The sequence below is a fragment of the Micromonospora sp. WMMD964 genome (genome assembly GCF_029581455.1).
Taxonomy (GTDB): Bacteria; Actinomycetota; Actinomycetes; order Mycobacteriales; family Micromonosporaceae; genus Micromonospora.
The window spans coordinates 4642708-4668629 of the sequence record NZ_CP120860.1; the positions used below are offsets into that span (position 1 = coordinate 4642708).

General features: G+C 72.5%; 22 protein-coding genes and 1 riboswitch. Of the genes, 8 read left to right on the forward strand and 14 right to left on the reverse strand.

The genetic code is table 11. The features are described from left to right. Window positions 1–12: 12 nt before the first annotated feature. Together O7616_RS21415 and O7616_RS21420 are read left to right on the forward strand one after the other, a co-directional pair. A complete protein-coding gene (locus tag O7616_RS21415; protein WP_282303619.1) occupies window positions 13–969 on the forward strand; it encodes a sugar phosphate isomerase/epimerase in 957 nt (318 codons plus the stop codon). Window positions 970–991: 22 nt separating this feature from the next. Continuing rightward, on the forward strand, window positions 992–3091 hold the full coding sequence (locus tag O7616_RS21420) for a PQQ-dependent sugar dehydrogenase (protein ID WP_282303620.1): 2100 nt from the start codon (window positions 992–994) through the stop codon (window positions 3089–3091). A 94-nt stretch (window positions 3092–3185) separates the two neighbouring features. On the opposite strand, the gene O7616_RS21425 is transcribed toward O7616_RS21420, so the two are convergent. The 4 genes from O7616_RS21425 to pdhA form a co-directional block, all read right to left on the reverse strand. Beyond that, window positions 3186–4865: a right-handed parallel beta-helix repeat-containing protein gene (locus O7616_RS21425; RefSeq protein WP_282259337.1), complete on the reverse strand. Its 1680-nt coding sequence runs from the start codon at window positions 4863–4865 to the stop codon at window positions 3186–3188. A gap of 181 nt (window positions 4866–5046) precedes the next feature. Next, on the reverse strand, window positions 5047–6513 hold the full coding sequence (locus O7616_RS21430) for a dihydrolipoamide acetyltransferase family protein (RefSeq protein WP_282303621.1): 1467 nt from the start codon (window positions 6511–6513) through the stop codon (window positions 5047–5049). Then, entirely contained in the window at window positions 6510–7514 is a 1005-nt protein-coding gene (locus tag O7616_RS21435) for an alpha-ketoacid dehydrogenase subunit beta (protein WP_282307687.1), read from the reverse strand. Before O7616_RS21435 ends, O7616_RS21430 begins: the two co-directional genes overlap by 4 nt. Beyond that, entirely contained in the window at window positions 7511–8677 is a 1167-nt protein-coding gene (pdhA, locus tag O7616_RS21440; protein ID WP_282303622.1) for a pyruvate dehydrogenase (acetyl-transferring) E1 component subunit alpha, read from the reverse strand. The genes O7616_RS21435 and pdhA overlap by 4 nt, the downstream gene beginning before the upstream one ends. Before the next feature lie 106 nt (window positions 8678–8783). Here pdhA and O7616_RS21445 point away from each other — a divergent pair, with 106 nt between their 5' ends. Next, window positions 8784–9290: an Lrp/AsnC family transcriptional regulator gene (locus tag O7616_RS21445; protein ID WP_282259334.1), complete on the forward strand. Its 507-nt coding sequence runs from the start codon at window positions 8784–8786 to the stop codon at window positions 9288–9290. Between the two features lie 6 nt (window positions 9291–9296). Here O7616_RS21445 and O7616_RS21450 read toward each other — a convergent pair whose 3' ends face one another. The 4 genes from O7616_RS21450 to O7616_RS21465 form a co-directional block, all read right to left on the reverse strand. Continuing rightward, the gene (locus O7616_RS21450; RefSeq protein WP_282303623.1) at window positions 9297–10268 is read right to left on the reverse strand and encodes a DNA primase small subunit domain-containing protein; all 972 of its coding nucleotides are present in this window, start codon (window positions 10266–10268) and stop codon (window positions 9297–9299) included. A gap of 81 nt (window positions 10269–10349) precedes the next feature. After that, entirely contained in the window at window positions 10350–11654 is a 1305-nt protein-coding gene (locus O7616_RS21455) for an acyltransferase (protein WP_282303624.1), read from the reverse strand. A gap of 22 nt (window positions 11655–11676) precedes the next feature. Beyond that, complete coding sequence (locus O7616_RS21460) at window positions 11677–12651, reverse strand: NAD(P)-dependent oxidoreductase (RefSeq protein WP_282303625.1); 975 nt, start codon at window positions 12649–12651, stop codon at window positions 11677–11679. Between the two features lie 23 nt (window positions 12652–12674). Beyond that, on the reverse strand, window positions 12675–13565 hold the full coding sequence (locus O7616_RS21465) for a glycosyltransferase (protein ID WP_282259330.1): 891 nt from the start codon (window positions 13563–13565) through the stop codon (window positions 12675–12677). A 188-nt stretch (window positions 13566–13753) separates the two neighbouring features. Here O7616_RS21465 and O7616_RS21470 point away from each other — a divergent pair, with 188 nt between their 5' ends. The 5 genes from O7616_RS21470 to O7616_RS21490 all read left to right on the forward strand — a co-directional run bounded on the left by O7616_RS21470 (window position 13754) and on the right by O7616_RS21490 (window position 19180). Further along, window positions 13754–15316, forward strand: a complete 1563-nt coding sequence (locus O7616_RS21470; protein WP_282303626.1) for a glycosyltransferase family 39 protein — start codon at window positions 13754–13756, stop codon at window positions 15314–15316. 43 nt (window positions 15317–15359) lie between these two features. Continuing rightward, complete coding sequence (locus O7616_RS21475; RefSeq protein WP_282303627.1) at window positions 15360–16091, forward strand: histidine phosphatase family protein; 732 nt, start codon at window positions 15360–15362, stop codon at window positions 16089–16091. Next, on the forward strand, window positions 16075–16944 hold the full coding sequence (locus O7616_RS21480; protein ID WP_282303628.1) for an NAD(P)H-hydrate dehydratase: 870 nt from the start codon (window positions 16075–16077) through the stop codon (window positions 16942–16944). The genes O7616_RS21475 and O7616_RS21480 overlap by 17 nt, the downstream gene beginning before the upstream one ends. 80 nt (window positions 16945–17024) lie before the next feature. Continuing rightward, entirely contained in the window at window positions 17025–17525 is a 501-nt protein-coding gene (locus tag O7616_RS21485) for a hemerythrin domain-containing protein (protein WP_348773827.1), read from the forward strand. A gap of 109 nt (window positions 17526–17634) precedes the next feature. Then, window positions 17635–17724: riboswitch (ZMP/ZTP riboswitch) on the forward strand. A gap of 19 nt (window positions 17725–17743) precedes the next feature. Next, the gene (locus O7616_RS21490) at window positions 17744–19180 is read left to right on the forward strand and encodes a glycine hydroxymethyltransferase (RefSeq protein ID WP_282303630.1); all 1437 of its coding nucleotides are present in this window, start codon (window positions 17744–17746) and stop codon (window positions 19178–19180) included. A 117-nt stretch (window positions 19181–19297) separates the two neighbouring features. Here O7616_RS21490 and O7616_RS21495 read toward each other — a convergent pair whose 3' ends face one another. From O7616_RS21495 to O7616_RS21520, 6 genes are all read right to left on the reverse strand, one after another. Next, entirely contained in the window at window positions 19298–19558 is a 261-nt protein-coding gene (locus tag O7616_RS21495; RefSeq protein ID WP_278142296.1) for a hypothetical protein, read from the reverse strand. Window positions 19559–19625: 67 nt separating this feature from the next. Then, window positions 19626–20954, reverse strand: a complete 1329-nt coding sequence (locus tag O7616_RS21500; protein WP_282303631.1) for a PLP-dependent aminotransferase family protein — start codon at window positions 20952–20954, stop codon at window positions 19626–19628. Window positions 20955–20957: 3 nt separating this feature from the next. Beyond that, window positions 20958–22049 carry an alpha-hydroxy acid oxidase gene (locus tag O7616_RS21505; RefSeq protein WP_282307689.1) on the reverse strand — a complete coding sequence of 364 codons (1092 nt, stop codon included), beginning with the start codon at window positions 22047–22049 and terminating at the stop codon, window positions 20958–20960. A 34-nt stretch (window positions 22050–22083) separates the two neighbouring features. After that, window positions 22084–23070 carry an alpha/beta hydrolase gene (locus tag O7616_RS21510; RefSeq protein WP_282303632.1) on the reverse strand — a complete coding sequence of 329 codons (987 nt, stop codon included), beginning with the start codon at window positions 23068–23070 and terminating at the stop codon, window positions 22084–22086. Between the two features lie 7 nt (window positions 23071–23077). Beyond that, entirely contained in the window at window positions 23078–24289 is a 1212-nt protein-coding gene (locus tag O7616_RS21515; RefSeq protein ID WP_282303633.1) for a cytochrome P450, read from the reverse strand. Window positions 24290–24355: 66 nt separating this feature from the next. Then, on the reverse strand, window positions 24356–25660 hold the full coding sequence (locus tag O7616_RS21520; protein ID WP_282303634.1) for an SGNH/GDSL hydrolase family protein: 1305 nt from the start codon (window positions 25658–25660) through the stop codon (window positions 24356–24358). Window positions 25661–25922: the final 262 nt, after the last annotated feature.

Below are 25922 nucleotides of genomic sequence, written 5' to 3' on the forward strand. Positions count from 1 at the left end.
GGGACCACCACCATGGATCGACAGATCAACCGACCGGAGCCGACACCGGCGTCGGAGGGGGTCAGCCGGCGTGGAGTGTTGCGCGCCGCGACCGTCTCCGCTGCCGCCGTCGGCGCCGCCGGTCTGCTCGCCGGGCCGGCCGGCGCCGCGCCCGCCGCATCGGCGCAGGGCCGGCGCCGGGTGCCGGTGGACCGGATCAGCATCCAGCTCTACACGCTGCGCGACCAGCTCGCCGCCGACCTGCCCGGCACGTTGGACGCGCTGCGCCGGATCGGCTACCGGCGGGTGGAGCACGCCGGTTTCGTCGGACGCACCGCCGCGGAGTTCCGGGCGGCACTCGACGAGGCGGGGCTGCGCGCCACCTCCGGGCACACCGGCATTCCGCAGCCGTTCGACGCCGCCACCTGGGAACAGGCCCTTGAGGAAGCGAACGTGGTGGGCAGCAAGAAGATCGTCCACCCGTACTTCGGTCGGGACGCGGCCGGCCAGCCGATCCGGGACCCCGCCGTCTACCGTGCCCTGGCTCGGGACCTGAACAAGGCCGGGCGGCTCGCCGAGCGCGCCGGGCTCGACTTCGGCTACCACAACCACCAGCTCGAGTTCGTGCCGCTGACCGGCGGCTCGACCGGGTTCGACATCCTCACCGCGCAGACCGACCCGCGGCTCGTCCACTTCGAGTTGGACCTCTACTGGACCTGGCGCGGTGCGCACGACCCGGTCGACGTGATCCGGGCCAACCGTGGCCGGATCCGCCAGGTCCACGTCAAGGACCTCGACGTCGAGGGCGGTTTCGCCGACCTCGGCGACGGCCTGATCGACTTCGGGCGGATCTTCGCGCACGAGCGGGAGGCCGGCATCGAGGAGTACATCGTGGAGCGCGACGACGCGGGCACCCCGCCACGCTCCCCCGCCGACGCCCTGGACACCGCCCGGGTCGGCTTCGACTATCTCGCCTCACTTCGGTACTGAAACCACCTCGGGGGACGACCTGATGAACAGGACCGCATTCGTGTCCGCCCTGCTGCTGGTGACGGCCGGCCTGACCGTGCCGCCGTCAGCAGCAGTCGCCGCACCGGCCGCACCGCCGGACAGCAGCTTCCAGAAAGTGACCCTGAACGACTTCCCGGGCGAGCCGATCAGCCTCGCCGTCCTGCCCGACCTGCGGGTGCTGCACACCTCCCGCACCGGTGAGGTCCGCATCCACGACCCGCGCACCGGGCTGAACACCCTCGCCGCCGACATCCCCGTGTACGAGCACGACGAGGAGGGGTTGCAGGGGGTCGCGATCGACCCGAACTTCGCCCAGAACAAGTGGGTGTACCTCTACTACTCGCCGCCGATGGACACTCCGGTGGACGACCCGGCGACCCCGGACGTCAACGAGGGGGACGCGCCGGAGACCGGCACCGAGGCGGACTGGCAGCGGTTCAAGGGCGCGCTGCGGCTGTCGCGGTTCAAGCTGGAGGGGATGAAGCTCAACCTCGCCAGCGAGCAGCAGATCATCGACGTGCCGACCGACCGGGGCATCTGCTGCCACGTCGGCGGGCAGATCGACTTCGACAGCAAGGGCAACCTGTACCTGTCGACCGGTGACGACACCAACCCGTTCGCCTCGGACGGCTACATCCCGATCGACGAGCGGGCCGACCGGAACCCGGCGTACGACGCCCAGCGCACCTCGGCCAACACCAACGACCTGCGCGGCAAGCTGCTGCGCATCAAGGTGAAGCCCGGTGGGGGTTACACGGTGCCGGCCGGCAACCTGTTCAAGCCGGGGACGGCGCAGACCCGCCCGGAGATCTACGCGATGGGGCTGCGCAACGCGTTCCGGTTCGCCGTCGACAAGCGGACCGACGACGTGTACCTGGCCGACTACTCGCCGGACGCGTCCTCCCCGAACCCGGAGCGCGGTCCGGCCGGGCACGGTCGGTGGATGCTCATCGACAAGCCGGCGAACTACGGCTGGCCGTACTGCGTGACGCCGACCATCGCGTACCGCGACTACGACTTCGCCACCGGCGAGTCGGGTGCGAAGTTCAACTGCAAGCGCCCGGTCAACGACTCGCCCCACAACACGGGCAAGCGGATCCTGCCGCCGGTCGAGCAGCCGGAGGTCTGGTACCCCTCGGCGGCCTCCGGGGAGTTCCCGCAGTTGGGCACCGGTGGCATCGGCCCGATGGGCGGCCCGGCGTACGACTACGACGGCACCAGCACGTCGCGTACCCGGTGGCCGGCCTACTACGACGGGGTGCCGCTGTTCTACGAGTGGACCCGGGACTACATCAAGGAGTTCCGCCTCGACTCCAACGGGAACGTCGCGGACATCCGTTCGGTGGTCCCCTCCATCGTGGTGGACAACCCGATGGACATGGAGTTCGGCCCGGACGGTTCGCTCTACGTGCTGGAGTACGGCGACGGCTACTTCGCCGAGAACCCGGACGCGCAGCTGGCCCGGATCGACTTCGTCCGCGGCAACCGGACGCCGATCCCGAAGATCAGCGGCACCCCGACCGTCGGGCAGGCCCCGCTGACCGTCGCGTTCTCCAGCGCCGGCACCACCGACCCGGACGGTGACAAGCTGACCTACGCGTGGGACTTCAACGCGGACGGCTCGGTGGACAGCACCGACCCGAACCCGTCCTGGACGTTCGCGGAGAACGGCTCGTACACCCCGACCCTGAAGGTGACCGACCGCACCGGCCGGTCCGCCTCGGCGACGCTGCCGTTGGTGGTCGGGCCGACCGCGCCGGTCATCGAGTTCGTCGCCCCGGTCGCCGGGCAGCCCTTCCAGTTCGGGCAGACCGTCGCGTACGAGGTGAAGGTCACCGACGACCTGCCGGTGGACTGCTCCCGGGTGACGGTCACCTACGTGCTCGGGCACGACGAGCACGGACACCCGTTGTCCACGTCGACCGGCTGCACCGGAAGCATCCCGACCTTCGTGGACGGTGGGCACGCCGGCGCGGACAATCTGACCGCGGTGTTCGTCGCCGAGTACACCGACGCGCCGACCGAGCCGGGCGTACCGCCGCAGTCCGCCTCGGCCACTGTCGTGCTGGACCCGGATCCGGTGGCCGGCCTGGCCGGCTGACCGGTAGACGATGACAGCGGCGGCGGCCGGAACGCTCCGGCCGCCGCCGCACGTCGTCGGGCGCCGACCCCCGCCGGACGCGGGAATCCGCCGCTCAGCTCCAGTCGCTGTCGACGTGGTTGTCCCGCCAGCGTCCACCCACCGGTGGGGTGTCCAGCCGCATCCCCTCGTCGGCGTTGCCGGCGAGGTCGTTGTCCTCGACCCGGCAGTCCACACAACTGCCGCGCTCGGTGATCCAGAGCCCGTGGGTCTGGGTCTGGTTGTCGTGGTTGTCCCAGATCCGGTTGCCGCGGATGGTGGCCGAGTCGAACGGCGCGTCGATCGTGACACCGGCCCGTCGGTGCGGCGCGGGGGCCAGCTCGTACCCGCACCCGGGCGGCGGCACGTCCCCGCTCCACGCGGTGAACGCGTCCGGGCGGACCGGGGCGAGCATGAGTTCGTCGCCACTGTTGGCGGCGACCATGGCGACGGCCTGCCCGACCCGCAGGACCTTGCCCCGGTGGCCGTCGTGCGGCCAGGTGGCCGACCGGTCCACGAGTGTCCGCTCGCTGTAGCGGACGGCGTCGCCGGCACCGCCGGCGCCCTGCGCGTACTGCCGGCCGTTGTTGCGGATCCGGTTGTTGAGCAGCACCGCGTCGCTCATCTGGTGGTCGATCCGGACCGCGTCCAACCCGTTGCCCCAGAGTTCGTTGCTCTCGATCACCACGTCCCGGATCGTGCCCTGGTAGCCGCGTCCGAGGTTCTGCGCGTGGTAGCCGTGCCGACCGTTGCCGCTGATCCGGTTGCCCCGCACGGTGTACGGGCCGGGGCTGTTGCCGATGCTGACGCCGTCGCGCAGGTTCGCGTCGATGACGCAGTCGGTGAGCAGCCCGCCCCGCCCGGCGACGGCAGCGGTGCCCTGCGCCGACACGTCGAAGCCGGTCTCCAGGTTGCCGGTCATCGTGCAGGCGGAGACGATCAGACCGTCGGCGCCCCAGTCGGAGATGCCGAATCGGTTGCCCTGACTGTGGCAGCCGACGATGCGGTAGCCGCGCGGTGGTTCCCAGTAGTCCTTCTGCAACTCCAGGAAGATGCCGTTGGTGCCGTTGGCCAGGGCGGTGCAGTTGGCGATGGTCAGGCGTTCCATCGTGCCCCACCCGCCGATACCGACCCCGATGCCGGCTCCGCCGATCTGCTCGCCGTTGTCCAGGCGGCCGCAGCCCACCACCACCACACCGTCGATGAGCGAGTCCTGGAGGAAGTCGCACCCCAACCCGGTGGCGGCGGTGTGGTGGATGTAGAGGTTGCGGAACACGCCGCGCACCACGTATTGCAGGCCGAGGCCCTTGGCCAGGTAGTTGTACTCGGCCATCGCCACGCCCGAGCCGTCGATCTGGAAGTCGGCGAAGGTGCAGTCGGCGATGTGCCGGTCCCGGTCGGCACCGTGCTGCACTGTGGTCCAGAACGCCAACGGGGTCGGGTCGGCCCGGTTGCCCTCGTTGCTGAGCATGAACCGGGTCGCCGCCGGACCGGCACCGATCAGCGACACGCCGCTGCGCCACACCGTGCCCGCGTCCCGGATCGAGTAGATACCCGGCGGGCAGTAGATGACCCGGGCCCGCCCGTCCGAGGCGTAGCCGGCGCCGAGGCGGTCCACGAGGGCGGCCAACGCCGGCTGGTCGTTCGTCGAGCCGTCACCGGTCAGCCCGTACTCCAACGCGTCGCAGTAGAGCGGCGCGCCGGCCGCGGCGGGCCGGCGCACCCGGACCGAGTTGAGTATCAGCTCGTTCGCCACGGGCCGGCTCCCTTCGACGCGGTCGGTGCGCTCCGGCGGGGCCGACTTCCCGGTGCGGCGGCCGGGAAACCCGGCCCGGACGACACCGTCGGGAGAGAGCGGCCCGATCGCCGCGCCGTGGGCCCGGACGTGCGTCGGTCCCGGCGCCGCACGGGCGACGCCGGGACCTTGGGGGTACGCGTCAGACGGCGGCGATCAGCAGCGCCGGGCGCTCCACGCAGTCGGCGACGTGCCGCAGGAAGCCACCGGCCACCCCGCCGTCGCAGACCCGGTGGTCGAAGGTGAGGCTGAGCTGGGTCACCTTGCGGACGGCGAGTCGCCCGTCGACCACCCACGGCTTGTCCACGATCCGTCCGACCCCGAGCAGGGCCGCCTCCGGGTGGTTGATGATCGGGGTGGAGCCGTCGACGCCGAACACCCCGTAGTTGTTCAGGGTGAAGGTGCCGCCGGTCAGGCGGGCCGGGGGCAGGCTGCCGGCGCGTGCGGCGGCGGTGGTCGCCGTCAGCTCGGCGGCCAGCTCGGCGGTGGTGAGCCGGTGGGCGTCGCGCAGCACCGGCACCAGCAGACCCCGGTCGGTCTGCGCGGCGATGCCGAGGTGCACCCCGGCGGACTGGACGATCCGCTGCCCCTCGGTGTCGACCCGGGCGTTGAGCTGCGGGAACCGGCGTAGCCCGCTGAGGCAGATCCGGGCCAGCAGCGCCAGGATGCTCACCGGCGCGTCCGGGGTGGCAGCGTTGATCGCCGCGCGGGTCTCCAGCAGACCGGTGGCGTCCACGTCGACCCAGATGGTCACCTCGGGGATCTCCCGCCGGCTGCGGGAGAGCTTGTCGGCGATCGCCTTGCGGACGCCGGTGAGGGGGACGATCACGTCACCCTCCCCGGTCGGTGCGAGGGCGACGTGCGGGTCCGGGACGGCGGCGAGCCGGGCGGCGGGTGCGGTCAGCGCGGCCTCCACGTCGGCGCGGCGGATCACGCCCCCGGGCCCGGTGCCCCGCACGGTGGCGAGGTCGATGCCGCGCTCGCGGGCCAACCGACGCACGATCGGCGAGATGACCAGGGCGGCCGTCGATGGCGCCGGGCCGCCGGACGCGGCGTCTCCGGCGGAGGTACGACCAGCCGTCGGCCCGCCGTCGGACCCGGCCGTGTCGGACCAGGCCGTGTCGGACCAGGCCGTGTCGGACCGGGAGCCGTCAGATCCGGCGGCGTCGGACCCGACAGTGTCGGACCGGGACGGGTCCGCCGGGCCGACCGGCTCGGGGGCGAGGGCCAGTCGTGGCCGACGCCTACGGCGGGTGGCGCCGCCGTGGCCGGTGCCGTACCCGATCAGCACGTTGCCGGAACCGGCCCGCTCCTCCTCGCGGTAGGTGGCGTGCCCGGCCGGCTCGTCGCCGCCGTCCAGCGGCGCGATGGTGATCAACGGCTGGCCGACGGGGCGTACCTCACCGGCCGCGCCGTGCAGGGTGACCACCCGACCGGCGTACGGGCAGGGCACGTCCACGACCGCCTTGGCCGTCTCCACCTCGACCACGCTCTGGTCGACGGTGACCACGTCGCCCACGGCGACCCGCCACTCGACGATCTCGGCCTCGCTCAGCCCTTCGCCCAGGTCGGGCAGGAGGAAGACCTGGGTTCGTTCGACGGTGGTCATGCCGCCGCCCAACGCGCGTCCGGCTGGTCGTCCCACTGCAGGCGGGCCACCGCGTCGAGCACCCGGTCCACGCCGGGCAGGTGGGTGTGCTCCAGCATCGGCGCCGGGTACGGGATGTCCAGCCCGGCCACCCGCAGCACCGGGGCGTGCAACGCGTGGAAGCAGCGCTCCTGCACCCGGGCGGCGATCTCCGCGCCGACCCCCGCGAAGCCGGGCGCCTCCTGGATCACCACGCAGCGGCCGGTACGCCGCACCGAGGCGGCGATGGTGGCGTCGTCGAACGGCACGATGGTGCGGACGTCGACCACCTCCAGGTCCCAGCCCTCCTCCCGGGCGGCCTCGGCGGCCTCCAACGCGACCGGCACCGCCGGCCCGTACGCGACGAGGGTGGCGTCGCGCCCGGGGCGACGCACGACGGCCCTCCCGAACGGCTCGGCACGCGCGGGCAGCTCCGCGTCGGCGCTGGCGAAGTAGAGCTTCTTGGGCTCCATGAAGACCACCGGGTCGGGGTCGTCGATCGCCTCGCGCAGCAGGGAGTACGCGTCCTCGACGGTGGCCGGGGTGACCACCTTCAGTCCCGGGGTGTGCGCGTAGTACGCCTCGGACGAGTCGCAGTGGTGCTCGACCCCGCCGATGCCACCGGCGTACGGCACCCGGATGACGATCGGCACGCTCAGCGCGCCCCGGGTGCGGTTGCGCAGCTTCGCCACGTGCGAGGCGATCTGCTCGAACGCCGGGTACGCGAACGCGTCGAACTGCATCTCGACGACCGGCCGCAGCCCGGACATGGCCAGGCCGACGGCGAAGCCGACGATGCCGGCCTCGGCGAGCGGGGTGTCGAAGCAGCGGTCCTCGCCGAAGCGGGCCTGCAGGCCGTCGGTGATCCGGAAGACGCCGCCGAGTTGACCGACGTCCTCACCGAAGACGACGACCCGGTCGTCGGCGGCGAGGGCGTCGGCGAGCGCGGTGTTGAGCGCCTTCGCCATGGTGGTGGCCATCAGGCGTCACCCTCCTCGTCGCGGGCGGCGGCCAGCTCGGCGCGGACCTGCTCGCGCTGTTCGACCAGTTGCGGCGTGGGCTCGGCGTACACGTGGTCGAAGAGGCTCAGCGGGTCGACGGTCGGCTGCTCGTTCATCCGCGCCCGCAGGTCCGCCGCGTACGCCTCGGCCTGCTCGGCGACCTCGGCGACGGCCGCGTCGTCGAGGACGCCGCGGGCCCGCAGGTAGGTCTCCAGGCGGGCGAGCGGGTCCCGGTCGCGCCAGGCGTCGACCTCGGCGCCGTCGCGGTAGCGGCTGGCGTCGTCGGCGTTGGTGTGCGGTTCCATCCGGTAGGTGTGCGCCTCGACCAGGAACGGACCGTTGCCGGCGCGGGCGTGGGCGACCGCGCGGGTGAGCACGGCGAGCACCGCGACCGGGTCGTTGCCGTCGACCTGCTCGCTCGGTACGCCGTACCCGACACCCTTGTACGCCAGCGACGGCGCGGCGGTCTGCCGGGACAGCGGGACGCTGATCGCGTACCTGTTGTTCTGCACGAAGTAGACGACCGGCGCCTTGAACACGGCGGCGAAGTTGATCCCCTCGTGGAAGTCGCCCTCGCTGGTCGCGCCGTCACCGATGAAGGCCAACGCCACCGTGTCGCGCCCCTGGTACGCCTCGCCGTGCGCCAGCCCGGCGGCGTGCACACACTGGGTGGCGAGCGGGGTGCACTGCGGCGCGGTGCGTACCTCGGTCGGGTCGTAGCCGCAGTGCCAGTCACCGCGCAGCAGGGTGAGCACCTCGACCGGGTCGATGCCCCGGGCAACCAGAGCCATCGACTCGCGGTAGGTGGGGAAGACCCAGTCGGTGTCACGGACCGCGAGGACCGCGCCGACCTGGCACGCCTCCTGGCCCCGCGAGGACGGGTAGACGGCCAGGCGACCCTGCTTGGTCAGGGCGGTGGCCTGGGTGTCGAAGCGGCGGCCGAGCACCATCCGGCGGTACAGCTCGCGCAGCACCTCGACGGGCGGCTCCGGGTAGTCGGTGCGGGCGGGCAGCGGCGTGCCGGTCGGGTCGAGCAGGCGGACCGGCTCGGTGTTCGGCAGCAGCGGACGCGCCGGGTCGGGCGGGGTGGCCGCTCGACGGGTGCGCGGGGATGCCCTGCGGACCGCCTGGGGAGTGGTCGTCACGGCGGAACCTCCTGGGACGTGTGGTGGGCCTATGCTTCCGCCTGTCGGATGATTGACTCAAGATCCACGCGGAAGGCGGGACGGTTGGCATGCAGAGGGGCCGACAGTGAGCCAGGAGACCGCCGACGGAGCGGGCCGGGCGGCGGGATCGGGACGATCGGCCCGAGGTCTGGACGAGGTGGATCGACGGATCCTCGACGAGCTGGTCCGGGACGGCCGCACGTCGGTGCGGACCCTCGCCGAGCGGATCCACATCTCCCGCACCAACGCGTACGCGCGGGTGGAGCGGCTCCTGCGCGACGGGGTGATCACCGGGTTCCGGGCCCAGGTGGCGCCCGAGGCGGCCGGGCTGGGCACCTCGGCGTACATCGCCTTGACGATCGAGCAGAACACCTGGCGGGAGGTGTCCGCCGAGCTGGCCCGGGTGCGCTACATCGAGCACGCCGCGCTGCTCGGCGGCGACCACGACGTCCTCGCGCTGGTCCGCGCGCCGGACAACGCCGCGCTGCGGGACGTGGTGCTGGGCCGGGTGCAGAGCATTCCCGGGGTGCTGTCCACCCGCACCTGGCTGGTGTTCGAGGAGTTCGACGGGGCAGGCAGCCCGTGGGCCTGACCCGGCTCACCGGACGGGCGGGGCCTCCAGGCCTTCCCGGTCGGCCAGCTCCAGCAGCGGCTCCAACGAGTGCCGGTCGCCGTCCAGGCCGGCGTGCGGGTCGCCGCGCTCGGCGAAGCGGGCCGGCACGGACAGCACGTCGAAGTCCTCCGGGCGGGCGTCGTCCAGCTCGGCCCACTCCAACGGGGCCGACACCAGCGCCCGGGGCGTGGGGCGGATGGAGTACGCCGAGGCCATCGTGTGGTCGCGCGACATCTGGTTGTAGTCCACGAAGACCGGCCGGTCCCGCTGGTCGCGCCACCAGGTGGTGGTGACCAGTTCCGGCAACCGGCGCTGCATCTCCCGGCCCAACGCGAGCACCGCGCGGCGGCACTCACCGAAGCCCCACCGCGGCTCGATCGACAGGTAGATGTGCAGGCCCCGCCCGCCGGTGGTCTTCGGATAGCCGGTCATCCCCAACTCGGCGAGGAAGGCACGGACCTCCCGAGCCACCGGCACGACCTGCTCGAAGCCGACGCCGGGCAACGGGTCGAGGTCGATGCGGAGCTGGTCGGGGCGTTCCACGTCGGCGGCGCTGACCGGCCACGGGTGGAACCGCAGCGTGCCGAGGTTGGCGGCCCAGATCACCACCGCCAGCTCGCTCGGCGCGATCTCGTCGGCGGTGCGGCCACTGGGGAACGTGATGTGGGCGGTGCGCACCCACTCGGGCGCGCCCGCCGGCAGCCGTTTCTGGTAGAACGCGTCGCCCCGGTTGGTCTGCCGGGTGGCGATCGTCGCTCCCTCGAAGACACCGCGCGGCCAGCGTTCCAGCATCGTCGGGCGGTCCCGCAGCGCGCGCAGGATGCCGTCGCCCACCGCCAGGAAGTAGCGGACCACGTCCAGCTTGGTCAGCCCTCGCTCCGGGAAGTAGGGCTTGTCGGGGCTGGAGACGCGGACCAGCCGCTCCCCCACCCGGATCTCCTCCGCCGCCGTGGCCACGCCCCCGAGAGTACGACGCGGGGGCGTGCCGGGCGGGCCACCGCCCGCAGACAGCGTGGCGGGCGGGCTACCCCGGCCGGGCTAGCGGCCGGGGACCAGCGTGGCGGGTTGCTGCGGGAGTTCCTGCGTCGGGCCGCCGACCTGGGTGGGCGGCGTCCCGGGTGGCTCCTCGGCGACGGCGGTCTGCTGCTCCGGCGGCACCGCCGGAGTGGACCGGCGGGCCACGAAGCCCGGCGTCCAGTCCTTCAACCGCAGCGCCGGTCGCTCGACCAGCTTCCAGGAGACGAACGCGGCGGCGAAGGCGGCGGCCACCGACATCGCGGCGAACGGCACGTAGCCCCAACGGCTCCAGCCGAGACTCGCCATCACCTGCTGGAAGACGAAGCCGTAGATGTAGATGCCGTACGAGTAGTCGTTCTTACGGCCCACCCAGTGCAACTGGCGCGGCATCCGCACCGACAGCCAGACCAGCAGGTACGCGAACGCCGGCAGACCGATGACGAAGAAGCCGCCGAACAGCAGCGACAGCCCGAGCGCCACCGCCGAGCCGATGCCCAGCGCGTCGTTGACCGGCACCCGCTCCCGGTAGAGATCCAGGGTGGCGCCGAAGGCGAAGAGGAAGCCCAGGTAGACGATGTAGTGGAAGCTCATGCCGCCCACCAGGGGCGAGGTGAACGACCAGCTCGCCGTCGACACCGGGCCGCTGAACTGCCCGGAACTCACCCAGTCCTGCAGGATGCTCAGGTAGAGCGCGACGGTCAGGAACAGCACGAACCGGCGGGCGTTGCGCAGCACCGCCGTCGCGGCGAGCACACCCACCACGACATAGCAGAACATCTCGTACTTGAGCGACCACAGGGCGCCGTTGAAGACGCTGGAGTTGCTCTTGTCGCCCCACGGGGTGGTGTCCCGGAGCAGATCGTGAATGCCGTACTGGCGAACGCCGGTCCACCAGTTGGCCTGCAGGTAGGCGAGCGGACCGCCGGGCTCCCAGGGGTCGTCGAAGAAGCCGGCCGTGCTGCCGTGCTCGCGCAGTGCGACGAGGGGGGCGACCACCAGCGCGGTGATCAGCAGGCAGACCCACAGACCGGGGAAGATGCGCAGGGCCCGGTGCCAGGCGTAGCGGATCAGACCGGTACGCCGGGCGCTGCGGGTGATCAGCAGGCCGGACAGGACGAAGAAGCCGTAGACGGCCATGGTGCCGACGTTGGTCTGCCGACCGGTGAGGTGGTAGCCGAGGTCGCTTGCCCCGAAGCCGAGCGGCTTGGAGTGCGACAGCACGACGCCGACGGCGAGGCAGAGTCGGATCAGCCCGATGCCGTTGCTGCGGCCGGAGAGCAGATCGGCCAGCGTGCCACGGGATCGCAGGAGGGCGGGGGTAGTCATGCGGCCAGGAACCTCTCGACCATCAGGCGGGCACCTCGGCGCCGGCGTGCTCCCACAACTGCTTCATCTCGGTGTGCAGATCGTCGCTCGGCGACCAGCCGAGCAGCTCGGCGGCCAGCCCGACGTCGAGCCGCTGCCAGGTGGTCTCGGCGGGGCCGGTGTGCTCGGCCTCGACCAGGTCGGTCGGCACCTCGCTGACGTCGATGAGGAGCTGGACCATATCACGCGCGCTGGCCGCCACCCCCCGGCCGATGTTGATCACGCGGCCGCCCGCGTCGGGGCGGGTCACGGCCAGCAGCACGGCGGAGACGACGTCGCTGAGGCCGACGAAATCGCGCCGGGAGCCGAGCGGGGCCAACTCCAACCGGGCCCGCTCGCCGGCCCGCTGCGCGTCGCGCAGTCGACCCGCGACCACGCCGAGCAGGCTGTGCCCGGGCTGACCGGCGCCGATGACGTTGCCGACCCGCAGCGTGACGCTCTCGACCAGGCCCTGCCGGTGCGCCTCGGTGAGCGCGGTGGTGCAGCGCACCTTGAACTCGCCGTACGCCATCACCGGCGCCGGGGGCAGGTCCTCGGGCATCGAGGTGTCGACCGGGACCAGCCCGTACTCGTGCACGCTGCCCAGCTGGACCACCCGGATCCGCCGTGGCAACCGGCCGGCGGCCTCGATCAGGCGCTCGACCAGGGTGACGTTGACCGCGAGCATCTGCTCCTCGCTCAGACCCCACATCCCGCCCGCCGCGTTGATCACCACGTGCGGGTCGAGGTCGCGCAGCATCTCGGTGATCTCGTCGACGTCGGCGGCGGCCAGGTCCAGTGCGCGGACCCGCACCCCCGCGCCGATGGTCTTCGGGGTGCGCGCGACGGCGACCACGGTGTGGCCCTGGTCGGCCAGCGCGCGGCAGATCGGGTCACCCAGGAAACCGGTGCCACCCAGCACGGTCACCCGCAGTGGCTGCCGGGCGCCGTCCGCCGGGGGTCGTGGAGCGATCGTCATGGCGTCTCCCGGGCTGTCGTCGGTCATCGGCCCGGCCCGAACGCGTGCCGGGACAGGCTGCGTACGCCGGCCATCTTGCCGGAGAGGACCGCCGTCGGCAGCAGGGTGATGGCGTGCAGCCGCGACGACATGTAGTGCCGGGCCGCCCGCGCCGCCCGGGGCCAGCCGTGCTCGTCCATCCGCCGGGCGACGTCGACGAAGTACGCCCGCGCCTCGGTGAACCGGGAGCCGTTGACCGCGTCGGCGGCGGACTTGCTGACCGCGTGCCGCCGGTACTGGAAGCACAGGGTGTTGTCGACGGCCATCTGCTCGCCGCGCTGGATCAGATCGATCACCAGGGCCAGGTCCTGGATGACCTGGAACTCGTCGCGGAAGTCGACGGCCTTGAGCGCGTCGGTGCGCCAGCAGATCGACGGGAAGTAGAACCAGCAGCCGCGCAGCAGGCTGGCCGCCAGGTCCTCACCGCCCATCAGCTCGCGGGAGTCGACCCGGGGGGCGTAGAGCCGCCGCTTGGCCTCGTCGACCATCGTGTTGACGACCGTGCCCTCGGCGTCGATGACCTCGACGCCCGGCTGGATCATGCACACGCCCGGGTACTGCTCGATCACCGACCGCACGGTCGCGACGTAGTTGGGGTGCATGATGTCGTCGGTGCCCATCATCACCAGGTACTCGTGCTCGGCGAGGCCGACGCACTTGCGGTAGTTGCCGGTGACCCCGAGGTTGCGCTCGTTGCGCTGGTACCGCACCCGCTCGTCGTCGATGCCGGCGAACCACTCGGGCACCCCCGGCTCGGTGCCGTCGTCGACCACGGTGAGGCGCCAACCACTGTCACTCTGCGCCATCACGCTGCGCACCGCCGCCTGCATGAGAGGCACGCTTCCGTAGTACGGCAGCATGATGTCGACAATCATCAGGTCGGGGAACCTCACTGTGCGTGGTGGATGTGCTCGACAGGCGCGGCCACATTATCAGGCTCCGACCCACGATCGAGCACCGCCGAACCGGACACCGCGCCCACACCGACGACGGTCCGCCGCCGGGGTGGGCGAGCGCTATCATCGTCGCGCCCCGTACCGCCCGCCCCCCGGATCGGACGCCGATGTCAGACCGCGCCGTCGCCACGGACGCGCAGCCCGCGCAGCCCACCGCCGGGGGTACGCCCCCGCCCGCCGCCGTGCCCGACCCCCGGCCGCTGCGGCTCGCCCGCCAGGTGGCGCGAAGCGTCTGGTTCTGGCCGACGGCGTTCGCCGCGCTCGCGGTCGGCTGGCGGCTCGGCGGTCCGGAGATGTGGCACGACGAGTTGGTCACCATCGACGTGGCGACCCGCTCCACCGGGCAGATCCTGGGCATGCTGGCGAACGTCGACGCCGTGCACGGGGCCTACTACCTCTTCATGCACGGCTGGACGACGCTGTTCGGCACCGGGCCGGCCGCGGTGCGGCTGCCGTCGGTGCTGGCGATGGTCCTGGCCACGGCCTGCGTGGCGCTGACCGGGCGGCGGCTGTTCGACCACCGCACGGGTGTCGCCGCCGGGTTCGTCTTCGCCCTGCTGCCCACCGTCACCCGATTCGGGCAGGAGACCCGTTCGTACGCGTTCGTCGTCCTCGGCGCCGCCGCGGCGACTCTGTTCCTGCTCCGCGCGCTGGAGCGGCCGGGGTTCCTGCGGTGGGCGGCGTACGCGCTCGCGGTGGCCGGCACCGGCCTGGTCAACGTCGTCGCGCTGACCATGCTGCTCGGGCACGGGGTGGCCGTCCTGATCCACTGCTGGCGGGAGCGCCGCTGGTGGTCGGTGGCCTGGTTCGCGCTCGCCACCGCCGCCGGGGCGGCGATCGCCGCGCCGGTGCTCCTGCGCGGGATGAAGCAGGCGGGCCGGCAGATCAGCTGGATCCCGGACAGCTCGCCCTGGACCGTCTGGGAGCAGGTCTACGGTTCGACCCTGATCGCCGTCGCGGTGACCGCGCTGGCCGTGCTGGGTCTGCTGACCCACCTGGGCCGGGACACCGTGACCCGGACGCTGAGCGCGGCGCTGATCGCCGCGCTGCCGGTGCCGGTGATCCTGGTGGCCGCCACCGGCGACATCAACTACTTCTTCTCCAAGTACCTGCTGTTCCTGATGCCGGCCTGGGCGGTGCTCGCCGGCGCGGGGCTCGCCGCGCTGCGTCGTACCCCGCTGATCGCGGTGGCGCTCGCCGTGGTGGCCGCGCTGTCGGTGCCCGGTCAGCTCGCCATGCGCGCCGAGTACTCGCACGGCTGGTACACGTACCCGCAGGCACGGGCTTTCCAGCCGTTGTCCTACACGGAGGCCGCCGAGGTCATCGAGGCGGGCTACCAGCCCGGCGACGGGCTCGTCGCGGGGGCCCCGTGGTGGTGGATGCACGAGGTCGGGGTGCGCTACTACCTCCCGGCGGACGTATCGCCGCGCAACGTCTTCCGGCAGCGGTCGGCGGCGAAGAGCAACGAGCTGTTCGGCACCGACTGCGGCAACCCGGCGACGTGTCTGCGGGACGAGCCGCGCATCTGGGTGCTGCTGCCGGTACGCACCGACGAGCCGTTGAAGGCGTTGCCGAAGAAGCAGGCCGCGGCGCTCACCGAGCGTTACGACGTGGTCCGGGTGACCAAGGTGACCGGGCTGACCGTCGCCCTGCTGCAACGCCGGGGCTGAGCGGGCACGGTTACCGCCGTCGGCGCCCGGGTAGGGGGTCGGCATGGCGGAACTGGCGACTCTCTGGATCATCAGACACGGTGAGAGCACCGCGAACGTGGCGGCCACCCAGGCCGAGGCGTCCGGCGAGGAGCTGATCGGGCTCAGTCACCGCGACGCCGACGTGCCGCTCTCCCCCACCGGTGAGGAGCAGGCCCGGGCCACCGGCCGCTGGCTGGCCGAGCTGCCTCCGGACCGCCGGCCGGACGTGGCGGTGGTCTCGCCGTACCTGCGGGCGCTCACGACCTGCGAGCTGGCGCTGCACGGCACCGGGGTGCCGGTCAGCCGGGACGAGCGGCTGCGCGACCGGGAGCTGGGCATCCTCGACGGCCTGACCGGGCACGGGGTGCGCCGCCGGTACCCGGACGAGGCGGAGCGCCGGGCCCGGCTCGGCAAGTTCTACTACCGGCCACCGGGTGGGGAGTCCTGGACCGACGTGGCGCTGCGACTGCGGACGCTGCTCGGCGATCTGCGCCGGGACCACGAGGGCCGACGGGTCCTGCTCTTCGGCCACGACGCGCTGGTCTTCCTGCTGCGCTACCTGGTGGAGGGGCTGACCGAGGCGGACCTGATGGCGCTGACCCGCGAGCACGTGATCGCGAACTGCTCCATCACCGACTGGTCCGCCGACGCCCAGGGTCGGCTGACACTGGGCGGGTTCAACGAGGTCGGCCACCTGCACCGGCAGGGCGCGCAGCCGACCAGGGAGGACGAGATCCATGCCGAGCCGGTCTGAGGTGAAGGTGATCACGCCGGGGCTGCTGCGGGACTGGGCACTGCCGGTGCCGGCCGGGGGCAAGGAGAGTCGCGGCACCGTCCTGGTCGTCGGCGGCTCCCGCTTCACCCCCGGCGCGGTGCTCCTCGCCGGGGTGGCCGCGCTGCGCGCCGGCGCCGGGGTGCTCCAGCTCGCCGCCGCCGAGTCCACCGCCGCCACGCTGAGCATCCAGGTGCCGGAGGCGCTGGTGGTCGGGTTGCCGGAGACCGCCGACGGGGCGGTCGCCGCCGACCGGGACGGTCAACTCGGTGAGCTGGTGGCCGAGGCCGACGTGGTGGCCCTCGGCCCCGGGCTGAAGGCGATCGACGAGACCAGGCGCCTGCTGACCCTGGTCCTGGACGCGGCCCGCCCGCAGACGTCGCTGGTGCTCGACGCGTACGCCCTCGGTGCCCTCAGCCACACGCCGGACCTGCTGGTCGGGACGGGACGGCCGGTGGTGCTCACGCCCAACCTCACCGAGGCGACGCACCTGCTCGGGCGGGACCCAGGGGGCGACCTGGACGCCGAGGCGGCCGAGTTGGCCGCGCGCTACGAGGCGGTCGTGTCCCTGTACGGGCACGTGGCCGCCCCGGACGGGCGGGGTTGGCGGGAGGAGAGCGGTGACGCCGGGCTGGGCACCTCCGGCAGCGGGGACGTGCTCGCCGGGTTGTTGGCGGGGTTGCTGTCCCGGGGTGCCGACCCGGCGCAGGCCGCCTGTTGGGGCTCGTTCGCGCACGCGGTGAGCGGTCAACGGCTCATCCCCCGGTACGGCCGGATCGGCTTCCTCGCCCGGGAACTGCTGGACGAGATCCCCGGCACGCTGTCCATGGTCTGATCAGCCGATATCCACTGTTTCCTCATTTGACCTGCGGGGTACCGGAATCACACCAGCCGAGATCCAGGGAGGTCATGCCCGTGTCGACCGATGCGATCGTCCTGCTCAAAGAGGACCACAAGGAGATGCGCCGACTGTTCAAGGCCTTCCAGGATGCGGAGGAGGGGCCGGCGAGCAAGCGGCAGAAGCTCGTGAACGAGATTCTCGAAGCCCTGACGGTGCACACCTACCTGGAGAACGAGGTGATGTACCCGGAGATCCGCCGGCTGCTGCCCGACCTGGAGGACGACATCCTCGAGTCGTACGAGGAGCACCACGTCGCCGACGTGCTCTGCGCCGAGCTGGCCCGGATGGACGCCACCGACGAACGGTTCAACGCCAAGACCACCGTCCTCATCGAGAACGTCACCCACCACGTCGAGGAGGAAGAGGAGGAGTGGTTCCCGAAGGTCCGCGACGCGCTCGGGCGGAAGCAACTCCAGGAGATCGGCGAGAAGATGATCGCGATGCGGGCGGACGCCCCGCGTACCCCCACCGAACCGAAGGCGATCAAGAAGGCGATGGACGCGATGACCGCCTGAGTGCGGTCGCGTACACCGAGGGCCCGGCGGCGTGCCGGGCCCTCGTCGTACCTCGGTGGGTGTCGTCCGGAGGTCGCCCGGGACGGCTCCGGTCGGCCCGGTAGGATCGCAGGCGGGCCGTTACTGGCGCGTGGGGATGGAGAACCATCGGGGAGCGGCCCCGTCACGAGGACGTTTGCCGAGCGCCTGGGCCTTCCCGCACGTCTGTTGGAGGTCGCATGTCGCGCAACGCCGAGTCCACCGCATTCCGAAGTGCCCTCGAGGTGATCCGGGCGGTCGAGCCCCGGGTGGCCGACGCCATCGGCGCCGAGCTGACCGACCAGCGGGAGTCACTGAAGCTCATCGCCAGCGAGAACTACGCCTCCCCGGCGACCCTGCTGGCCATGGGCAACTGGTTCAGCGACAAGTACGCCGAAGGCACCGTCGGCCGTCGCTTCTACGCCGGCTGCCAGAACGTGGACACCGTCGAGGCGCTCGCCGCCGAACACGCCCGGGAGCTGTTCGGCGCCGCGCACGCGTACGTGCAGCCGCACTCCGGCATCGACGCCAACCTGGTCGCGTTCTGGGCGGTGCTGGCCGACCGGGTGGAGTCGCCCGCGCTGAAGAAGGCACAGGTCCGGCAGGTCAACGACCTCACCGAGGCGGACTGGTTCGCGCTGCGCCGCGAGCTGGGCAACCAGCGGATGCTCGGCATGTCGCTGGACGCGGGCGGTCACCTCACCCACGGCTTCCGGCCGAACATCTCCGGCAAGATGTTCGACCAGCGCAGCTACGGCACCGACCCGGCGACCGGCCTCATCGACTACGACCGGGTGGCCGAGGCGGCTCGCGAGTTCAAGCCGCTGATCCTGGTCGGCGGCTACTCGGCGTACCCCCGGAAGGTGAACTTCCGGATCCTGCGCGAGATCGCCGACTCGGTCGGCGCGACCTTCATGGTCGACATGGCGCACTTCGCCGGCCTGGTGGCGGGCAAGGTGTTCACCGGCGACTTCGACCCGGTGCCGCACGCGCACATCGTCACGACCACCACCCACAAGTCGCTGCGCGGCCCGCGCGGTGGCATGGTGCTCTGCCAGCCGGAGCTGGCCGACCAGGTGGACCGGGGCTGCCCGATGGTGCTCGGCGGGCCGCTGCCGCACGTGATGGCCGCCAAGGCGGTCGCCCTCGCGGAGGCCCGTCGCCCCGAGTTCGCCGACTACGCCCAGCGGATCGTGGACAACGCGCAGGCCCTCGCCGAGGGGCTGTTGCGCCGGGGCGCGAAGCTCGTCACCGGTGGCACCGACAACCACCTCGCGCTGATCGACGTGTCCGGCTACGGGCTCACCGGTCGGCAGGCCGAGCAGGCGCTCCTCGACTCGGGCATCGTCACCAACCGCAACTCGGTCCCGCAGGACCCGAACGGGGCGTGGTACACGTCCGGCATCCGGATCGGCACCCCGGCGCTGACCACCCGGGGCCTCGGCACCGCCGAGATGGACCAGACCGCTGAGCTGATCCACACCGTGCTCACGCAGACCACCGCGGGCGCGAACGCCGACGGCACCCCGTCGAAGGCGAAGTACACCCTCGACCCGGCCCTGGCCGACAAGATCTCCCGCCAGGCGACCGACCTGCTGGCCCCCCACCCGCTCTACCCCGGAATCGACCTGTCCTGACCGACCCCCGGGCCGACCCCCGGCCGATCGCGTCGATCATGGAGTTGTGGTGCCCGAATCGGGGTGGATGGCGTACGTCGTCCACCACCACAACTCCATGATCGACGGGGGTAGGGGTCAGGCCATGGGGCGTTTCAGGTGGTAGCGGTGGACTTCGGTGCTGCCCTGGACGTTGTTGACGTCCTCGGCGGCGGAGACCAACTCCCATCCCTCCCGGCCGGCGCGGTTGAGGTGCGCGATGGCGGTGTCCCCGAAGGCGGTGATGTCCTTACGGGACCCGTCCGGCGCGTACCAGACGAACGAGACATGGAAATTGCGGCCCTGTCCCTGATAGCGGCGGACGAGCAGGGCGTACTCCCAGGCAACCATGCGGCCTATTATGACCGTCCACCCAGGACGCCGAAACGCGGGTCGTCGCGCATTGCCATCCGATGAACGCGCTGTGTCAACCCGCCCGGGCGGCCAGCTCGTCGGTGATCAGCGCCGCGAGGCGGTCCAACCCGATGTCGATCTGCGCCGGCGTCACCGCGCTGACCGACAGCCGCAGTGCGCACACCGGGGCGGTGTCGTCGTAGAAGTGCGCCATCGGCGTCCACAGCACCCCGTAGTCGCGCGCCGAGCGGTCCAGCAGCGCGTCGTCGACCGGGAACGGCACCGTCACCACCACGAAGAACCCGCCGGCCGGCACCGTCCAGCGCACCGCCGCCGGGCCGTGCGTCCCGGCCGGGAACCGTCGGCGCAGCCCGGTCACCAGGTGGCGCAGATTCCGGGTGTACGCCCAGCGCTCCCGGGTGTTCGCCGGCACCAGGCTGCACCCGTTCTCCAGCAGTCGGCCACCGATCACCGCCTGGGCGATCGGTGACGTGTTCACCGTGACCATGCTCTTGATCATGGCGAGCTGGTCCGCGAGCGGGCCGATCCGGCCGTCCAGGCCTGCCACCCGCTGGTCGGCGACCACGTACCCGACCCGCGCCCCGGGCAGCACGGTCTTGGCGAACGAACCGAGGTAGACGACCCGCCGTTCGGTGTCCAACGCCTTCAGGGTGGGCGGGCGCGGCCCGTCGTCGCCGTGGAACAGCCCGTACGGGTTGTCCTCCAGCAGCAGCAGGTCCTCCTCGGCCGCGAGGGTGAGCAGACGCCGCCGGTCGGGGGCGGAGATGCTGACCCCGGACGGGTTGGCGAAGTCCGGCATGACGTAACAGGCGCGTGGCCGCAGCCCCGCCGCGCGGGCCCGGCGCGCCTGGGTCGACAGGTCGGCCAGGTCCACCCCGTTCGGTCCACCGGCGACCGGCCACACCGGCAGGTCCACCAGCCGAGCCGCCCCGGTCAGGCCCACGTAGGTCGGTGCGACGGCGAGCAGCACGTCCGCCGGGCCGGTCCGCAGCGCCCGCAGCACCAGGAACATCGCCTCCTGGCAGCCGACCGTCACCACGACGGCCTCCGGGTCGACGGTGATCCCCTCGTCCACGGCGAGGTTACGGGCGACCAGGTGGTGCACGACGCCCTTGGTCCGGCCGTACTGCAGCAGCAGTCGCCGGGCCTGCTCGGGCGGGTGACCCAGGTCGTCGGTGAGGTGCCGGTGGAACGTGTCCAGGTGCCGGTGCACCGCCGCGACGTCGAAGAACTCCTCGTACGGCCGCCCGGCCGCGAGGGACACCGCCGCCGGGTAGCGCTCGGACACCTCGTTGAGGAAGTTCATCGAGGTCAGCGCCGGGTCGCCCAGCGCGGGGTGCAGGTCGGCGGCGGTCAGGTCGACCGGTTCGGTGGCGGTCACCGCTCAGCCCGCGCCGAGTGTCCGCAGGTCGGCCGCCGCCGCCGGGTCGGCGCAGCCGGCCAGGGTGAGCGCGTCGGTCAGCTCGACGGCGAGCAGCGCCAACGCGTCCCGCGCGCCGCGTTCGCCGTCGGCGGCCAGCGCCCAGAGCAGCGGTCGGCCGAGCAGCACCCCGGCGGCACCCAGCGCGAGCGCCCGCAGCACGTCGGTGCCGCCGCGGATGCCGCTGTCCAGGAGCACCTGGCAGTCGTCACCGACCGCGTCGACCACCTCCGGCAGCATGGTGACGCTGGCCGGCGCGCCGTCGAGTTGGCGGCCACCGTGGTTGGACACCACCACCGCGTCCGCGCCGACCCGGGCCGCCTCGACCGCGTCCCGGGGGTCCAGCACCCCCTTGACCACCAGCGGCAGGTCGACCTGCTCCCGTAGCCAGGCCAGGTCCGCCCAGCGCAGTGCCGGGGCGAAGGAGGCGGCGGTGTGCGCGGCGATCGCGGACACCCCCGGAGCGCCGGAGTGCGCCAGGGCGTCGCGGCCCTCGGGCAGGTTCGCGGCCACCACCTCGGGCGGCAGCCGGAACGCGTTGCGCAGGTCGCGGGGACGCCGACCGAGCACCGGGACGTCCACGGTGACCACCAGGGCCCGGCACCCGGCCGCGACGACCCGGGCCAGCAGGTCACCGACGAGGACCCGGTCGCGCAGCCAGTAGAGCTGGAACCACACGTCCGCGCCGACGGCGGTGACCTGTTCGATGGGTGTGCTGCCCAGCGTGCTCGCCAGGTACGGGATCCCGGCGGCGCCGGCCGCCGAGGCCAGGCCCACCTCCCCGTCCGGGTGCAGCAACCGCTGGTACGCCATCGGCGCTACCCCGACCGGCATGGCGTACGGGCGGCCGAGCAACCGGGCGCCCAGGTCGACGGTGTCCACCCCGCGCAGCACCCGGGGCAGCACGGCGACCCGGTCCAGCGCGTCCCGGTTGGCCGCGACCGTCACCTCGGCGGCGCTGCCGCCGTCGACGTAGTCCCACACGTCGGGCGGCAACACCGTCCTCGCCCGCTCGGCGTAGTCGCCGAGCGTCACGGCGGGCAGCTCGGTCAGCAGCGGCTCACCGGCCGTCACGTCGGTCAGCAACGGCTCAGCCACCGCCCACCGCCGTGCCGGTCGGAGTGTCGGCCGCCTCGTCGCGTGCCGACGGCAGCCCGAACCGTTCCCGCAGGAACGCCGCCGCGTCCACCTGCGCCCGACGGCCGTCGGTGAAGAGGCCCGGCATGGCGAAGAAGCCGTGGATCATCCCCGGGTAGTGCGCGACCCGGGTGGGCACTCCGGCGGCGTCCAGTCGCTGCGCGTACCGCTGCCCCTGCGCGCAGAGCGGGTCCAGTTCAGCGGTGACCACCAGCGCCGGGGGCAGGCCGGTCAGGTCGTCGGCGAGCAGCGGCGATGCGAGCGGATCCCGGGCGTGCGCCGGGTCGGCCAGGTAGTGCGTGCGGTACCAGGCCACCGACCGACTGTTGAACAGCGTCGGGTCGCCGTCGGCCGGGTCGGCCGGATCGTCGCTCTGGTCCGTGTTCGGGTAGACCAGCAGCTGCGCGGCGAGGGTCGGCCCGTCGGCGCGGCAGAGCAGGGTGACGGCGGCGGCCAGGTTCCCGCCGGCGCTGTCGCCGCCCACCGCCAGCCGGGCCGGGTCCACGCCCAGCCGGTCGGCGTGTTCGGCGACCCAGCGGGTGGCCGCGTGGCAGTCGTGCACCGCCGCCGGGAAGGGGTGCTCCGGCGCGAGCCGGTAGCCGACGGTGATCACCTGACAGGGCACGGAGTTGGCCAGGCGGCGGCAGATGCCGTCGGCGGTGTCGATGCTGCCGAGCGTCCACCCGCCGCCGAAGAAGTACAGCAGTGTGGGCAGCGGACCCGACCCGGTCGGCCGGTACACCCGCAGCGGCAGCTCACCGGCCGGTCCGGGGATGCGCTCGTCGCGTACCTCGGCGACCTGCTCGACCGCGCCGGTGCCCGCGCGGATCGCGGCCAGGTCCGCGGCGCGGGCCTCGGTCAGGGTCTGCGTGTACAGCGGCGGGGTGCCGGTCGCGGCGCGGGCCGCCCGGTACGCGGCCACCTCCGGGTGCACTGCCATGTCGCTCCTATCCGCCGGTGCTGACGAGCAGCTTGTCGATGCCGCGTAGGAACAGGCTGCCGCTGTACGTGGGCGTCTCGGTGACCGTCAGCTTCGGGAACCGGGCGAACAGGCGGGGCAGCGCGAGACGCCCCTCCAGGCGGGACACCGCCGCGCCGAGACAGAAGTGCAGCCCCACCCCGAAGGCCAGCGACGGCGGGCCGGGTCGGGTCGGGTCGAAGACGTCCGGATCGGGGAACCGCGCCGGGTCCCGGTTCGCCGCCCCGATGATGATCAGCACGTTGTCGTCGCGGGCCACCGGTACGCCGGCCAGCTCGGTGTCCGTCGGCGCGGCGCGGGCCAGGAAGTGCACCGGGCTCGCCAACCGCAGCACCTCGTCCACACAGCCCTGGGCCAGCTTCTCGTCGGTGGGCAGCGCGGCGACCGTCTCCGGGTGGGCCAACAGCAGCGGCAGGCCGTTGCTGAACATGTAGACGGTGGTGACGAAGCTGGCGTTGAACAGCACGATCAGGTTGCTGATCAGCTCGTCCTCGGTCAGCTCCACCTCACCCGAGTCGAGGGCCTCCACGAGCCCGCTGAGCAGGTCGTCACCGGGCGCCCGGCGGCGGTGCCCCAGCAGCTCCCGGTAGAAGACCCGCAACTCCTCGGCCGCGGTGTTGGCGGCCGCCAACCGCTGCGGGGTCTTCCCGGCGACGTCGAGGAACTCGTCGATCCAGTCCACCCGCTCGCGGTACCACGCCAACTCCCCCGCCGGGATGCCGATGAACTCGGCCATCACCAGCGCCGGGATCGGGTACGCGAAGTCCGCCACGAAGTCGACCACGCTGTTCCCGGCGTCGGCCAGCCGGTCCAGCAGATCGTCGACGACCCGCACGATCACCGGTTCCAGCGCGCCCAGCCGACGCGGGGTGAAGGTGCGGGAGAACACGTGCCGCATCCGGGTGTGGTCGGGCGGGTTCACGAACATCATCGAGGTCTGGAAGGTGCGCAGGATCTCCTGTTCCTGCCAGCCCGGCGGTGGTTGTTTGGTCCACTCCGGATCGCGCAGCACCTCGTCGATCACGTCGTAGCCGACCGCCACCGCCGCCACCGTCCGGTGCTCGGCGCGGGGCGGCACCGCGCTGACCGGGCCGAGCCGGTGCAGCTCGGCATACCACGGATAGGGATTCTGTCGGCCCTCTTCGCTGTACAGACCGGTGAGCAACTCCTGCACCGTCACGACGCTCTCCTCCCCAGGATGTCGATGCCGGGGGCGGCGAGGATCGCCCGCCGCCCCCGGCCGGTGTCACAGGCCGAGCAGCCGCAGCGGCACGGCGTCGGCGAGCGCCTGGTTGCCGGCGTCGTTCGGGTGGATGTGATCCCCCGAGTCGTACGCGGGCAGCAGTGCGCTGGGCCGGGCCGGGTCGCGCAGCACCCGGTCGAAGTCGAGCAGCCCGTCGAACTCCCGGCTGCCCCGCAGGTACGTGTTGACCGCCTGGCGGGTGGTCTCCTTCTGCGCGGTCCACACGCCGGGCGCCCCGTGCCCCTCGTACGGCGTCAGGGTGGCCACCAGGCTGGTCAGCCCCCGCTGCTGGACCTGCTGGTTGATCTGCCGGAGGGTGGCGATGATCGCCTCGGGTGAGTCGTTGGACATCCAGATGTCGTTGATGCCCAGGTGGGTGACGACGGTACGCACCCCGGTCTGGGGAAAGACGTCCTCGTTGAGCCGGGCCGCCGCGTTCGGGCCGAGCTGGTGGTAGCCGGGGTAGTCGCCGTCACCCGGCTCGGTGCCCTCGTGGTTGAGGCGGTTGCCGGCCAGGCTGAGGTTGAGCACACCGGGGGTGCGGGCGTCCGGACGGGCGGCGAGCAGCCGGTCGGACAGCAGGTCGGGCCAGCGCCGGTTGGCGTTGACGGTGCTGCCGTTGCCGTCGCCGATGGAGTCGCTGAGCACCACCAGGGCGCCCGGGGTCGCCTTGCGCTGCACGTCGATGCCGGAGAGGAAGAACCAGCAGCAGGTGGGGCGGGTGGTGAACCCGGTGCCCTCGGCGGCCCCGGTCAGGTCGCCGGCGCCGATGAAGTTGGCCTGCTGGGACTGCCCGTGGAAGGTGGTCGGGCCGGTCGGCGTCGGGAAGTGCACAGTGACCACCAGGTCGCTGTCGTCCGCGACCGGGAACGCCAACGGGTCACTGAGCAGCTCGGCGCCCCGGTTCATGCTCGCCGAGGCCGCGCCGCTGAAGGTCAGCGGGCGCAGCGACGCCGGATCGATGTCGGACAGGTCGTCGGCGGTGGCGGTGTTCGGTCGGGCGACGGTGGCCCGGCCGACGGCGACCGCCTGCTCGCCGTACAGGTTGCTCAGCCGCACCCGCAGTGCCGGGCCGCCCACCGAGACGTGGACGACCATCCGGACACTCTGGTTGTTGAGGCCGGTGTTGGTCAGCCCGACCGAGTTGCCGCGGGTGACCGCGGTGGCCCAGCTACCCGCCCACTCGAGGCGGTCGGGTCGGCCGGCGGCGGTCCCGGACGGGCCGGCGCTGGCGACGACGGCGGGTGTTCCGGTGACCAGCACCGCGGCCGCGGCGGCGACGACATGCCATCTCTTCGGGGTCGACATGGAACCTCCATCGTGTGGCAGCCCAGGGCCGTCCAATGACGGCTCCCGCCTGGACGATGGTCCAGAAACCTAGCCGTCGCCGCTGACGGGCGTCAATCAACCTGATCGACGCGATCAAATGTCCGCCGGGCCTGTCGGACCGCCCGTCGGCACGGTCCGGACCAGCCGTCACCGGGCCTAGGCTCGCAGGTGGCGGGCCCACCGGAGCGCGCGCCACCGTCGCGTCGGCACCGGGCGCGCCGCTTTCTGGGGAGGTGGCTGC

Bases quoted from the DNA above. Each gene is read 5' to 3' on its own strand.
- O7616_RS21430 (WP_282303621.1), bottom strand. From the start codon at position 6,513: ATGACCACCGTCGAACGAACCCAGGTCTTCCTCCTGCCCGACCTGGGC.
- O7616_RS21490 (WP_282303630.1), top strand. From the start codon at position 17,744: ATGTCGCGCAACGCCGAGTCCACCGCATTCCGAAGTGCCCTCGAGGTG.
- O7616_RS21420 (WP_282303620.1), top strand. From the start codon at position 992: ATGAACAGGACCGCATTCGTGTCCGCCCTGCTGCTGGTGACGGCCGGC.
- O7616_RS21455 (WP_282303624.1), bottom strand. From the start codon at position 11,654: ATGACTACCCCCGCCCTCCTGCGATCCCGTGGCACGCTGGCCGATCTG.
- O7616_RS21520 (WP_282303634.1), bottom strand. From the start codon at position 25,660: ATGTCGACCCCGAAGAGATGGCATGTCGTCGCCGCCGCGGCCGCGGTG.
- O7616_RS21465 (WP_282259330.1), bottom strand. From the start codon at position 13,565: ATGATTGTCGACATCATGCTGCCGTACTACGGAAGCGTGCCTCTCATG.
- O7616_RS21480 (WP_282303628.1), top strand. From the start codon at position 16,075: ATGCCGAGCCGGTCTGAGGTGAAGGTGATCACGCCGGGGCTGCTGCGG.
- O7616_RS21510 (WP_282303632.1), bottom strand. From the start codon at position 23,070: ATGGCAGTGCACCCGGAGGTGGCCGCGTACCGGGCGGCCCGCGCCGCG.
- O7616_RS21460 (WP_282303625.1), bottom strand. From the start codon at position 12,651: ATGACGATCGCTCCACGACCCCCGGCGGACGGCGCCCGGCAGCCACTG.
- O7616_RS21475 (WP_282303627.1), top strand. From the start codon at position 15,360: ATGGCGGAACTGGCGACTCTCTGGATCATCAGACACGGTGAGAGCACC.
- O7616_RS21415 (WP_282303619.1), top strand. From the start codon at position 13: ATGGATCGACAGATCAACCGACCGGAGCCGACACCGGCGTCGGAGGGG.
- O7616_RS21470 (WP_282303626.1), top strand. From the start codon at position 13,754: ATGTCAGACCGCGCCGTCGCCACGGACGCGCAGCCCGCGCAGCCCACC.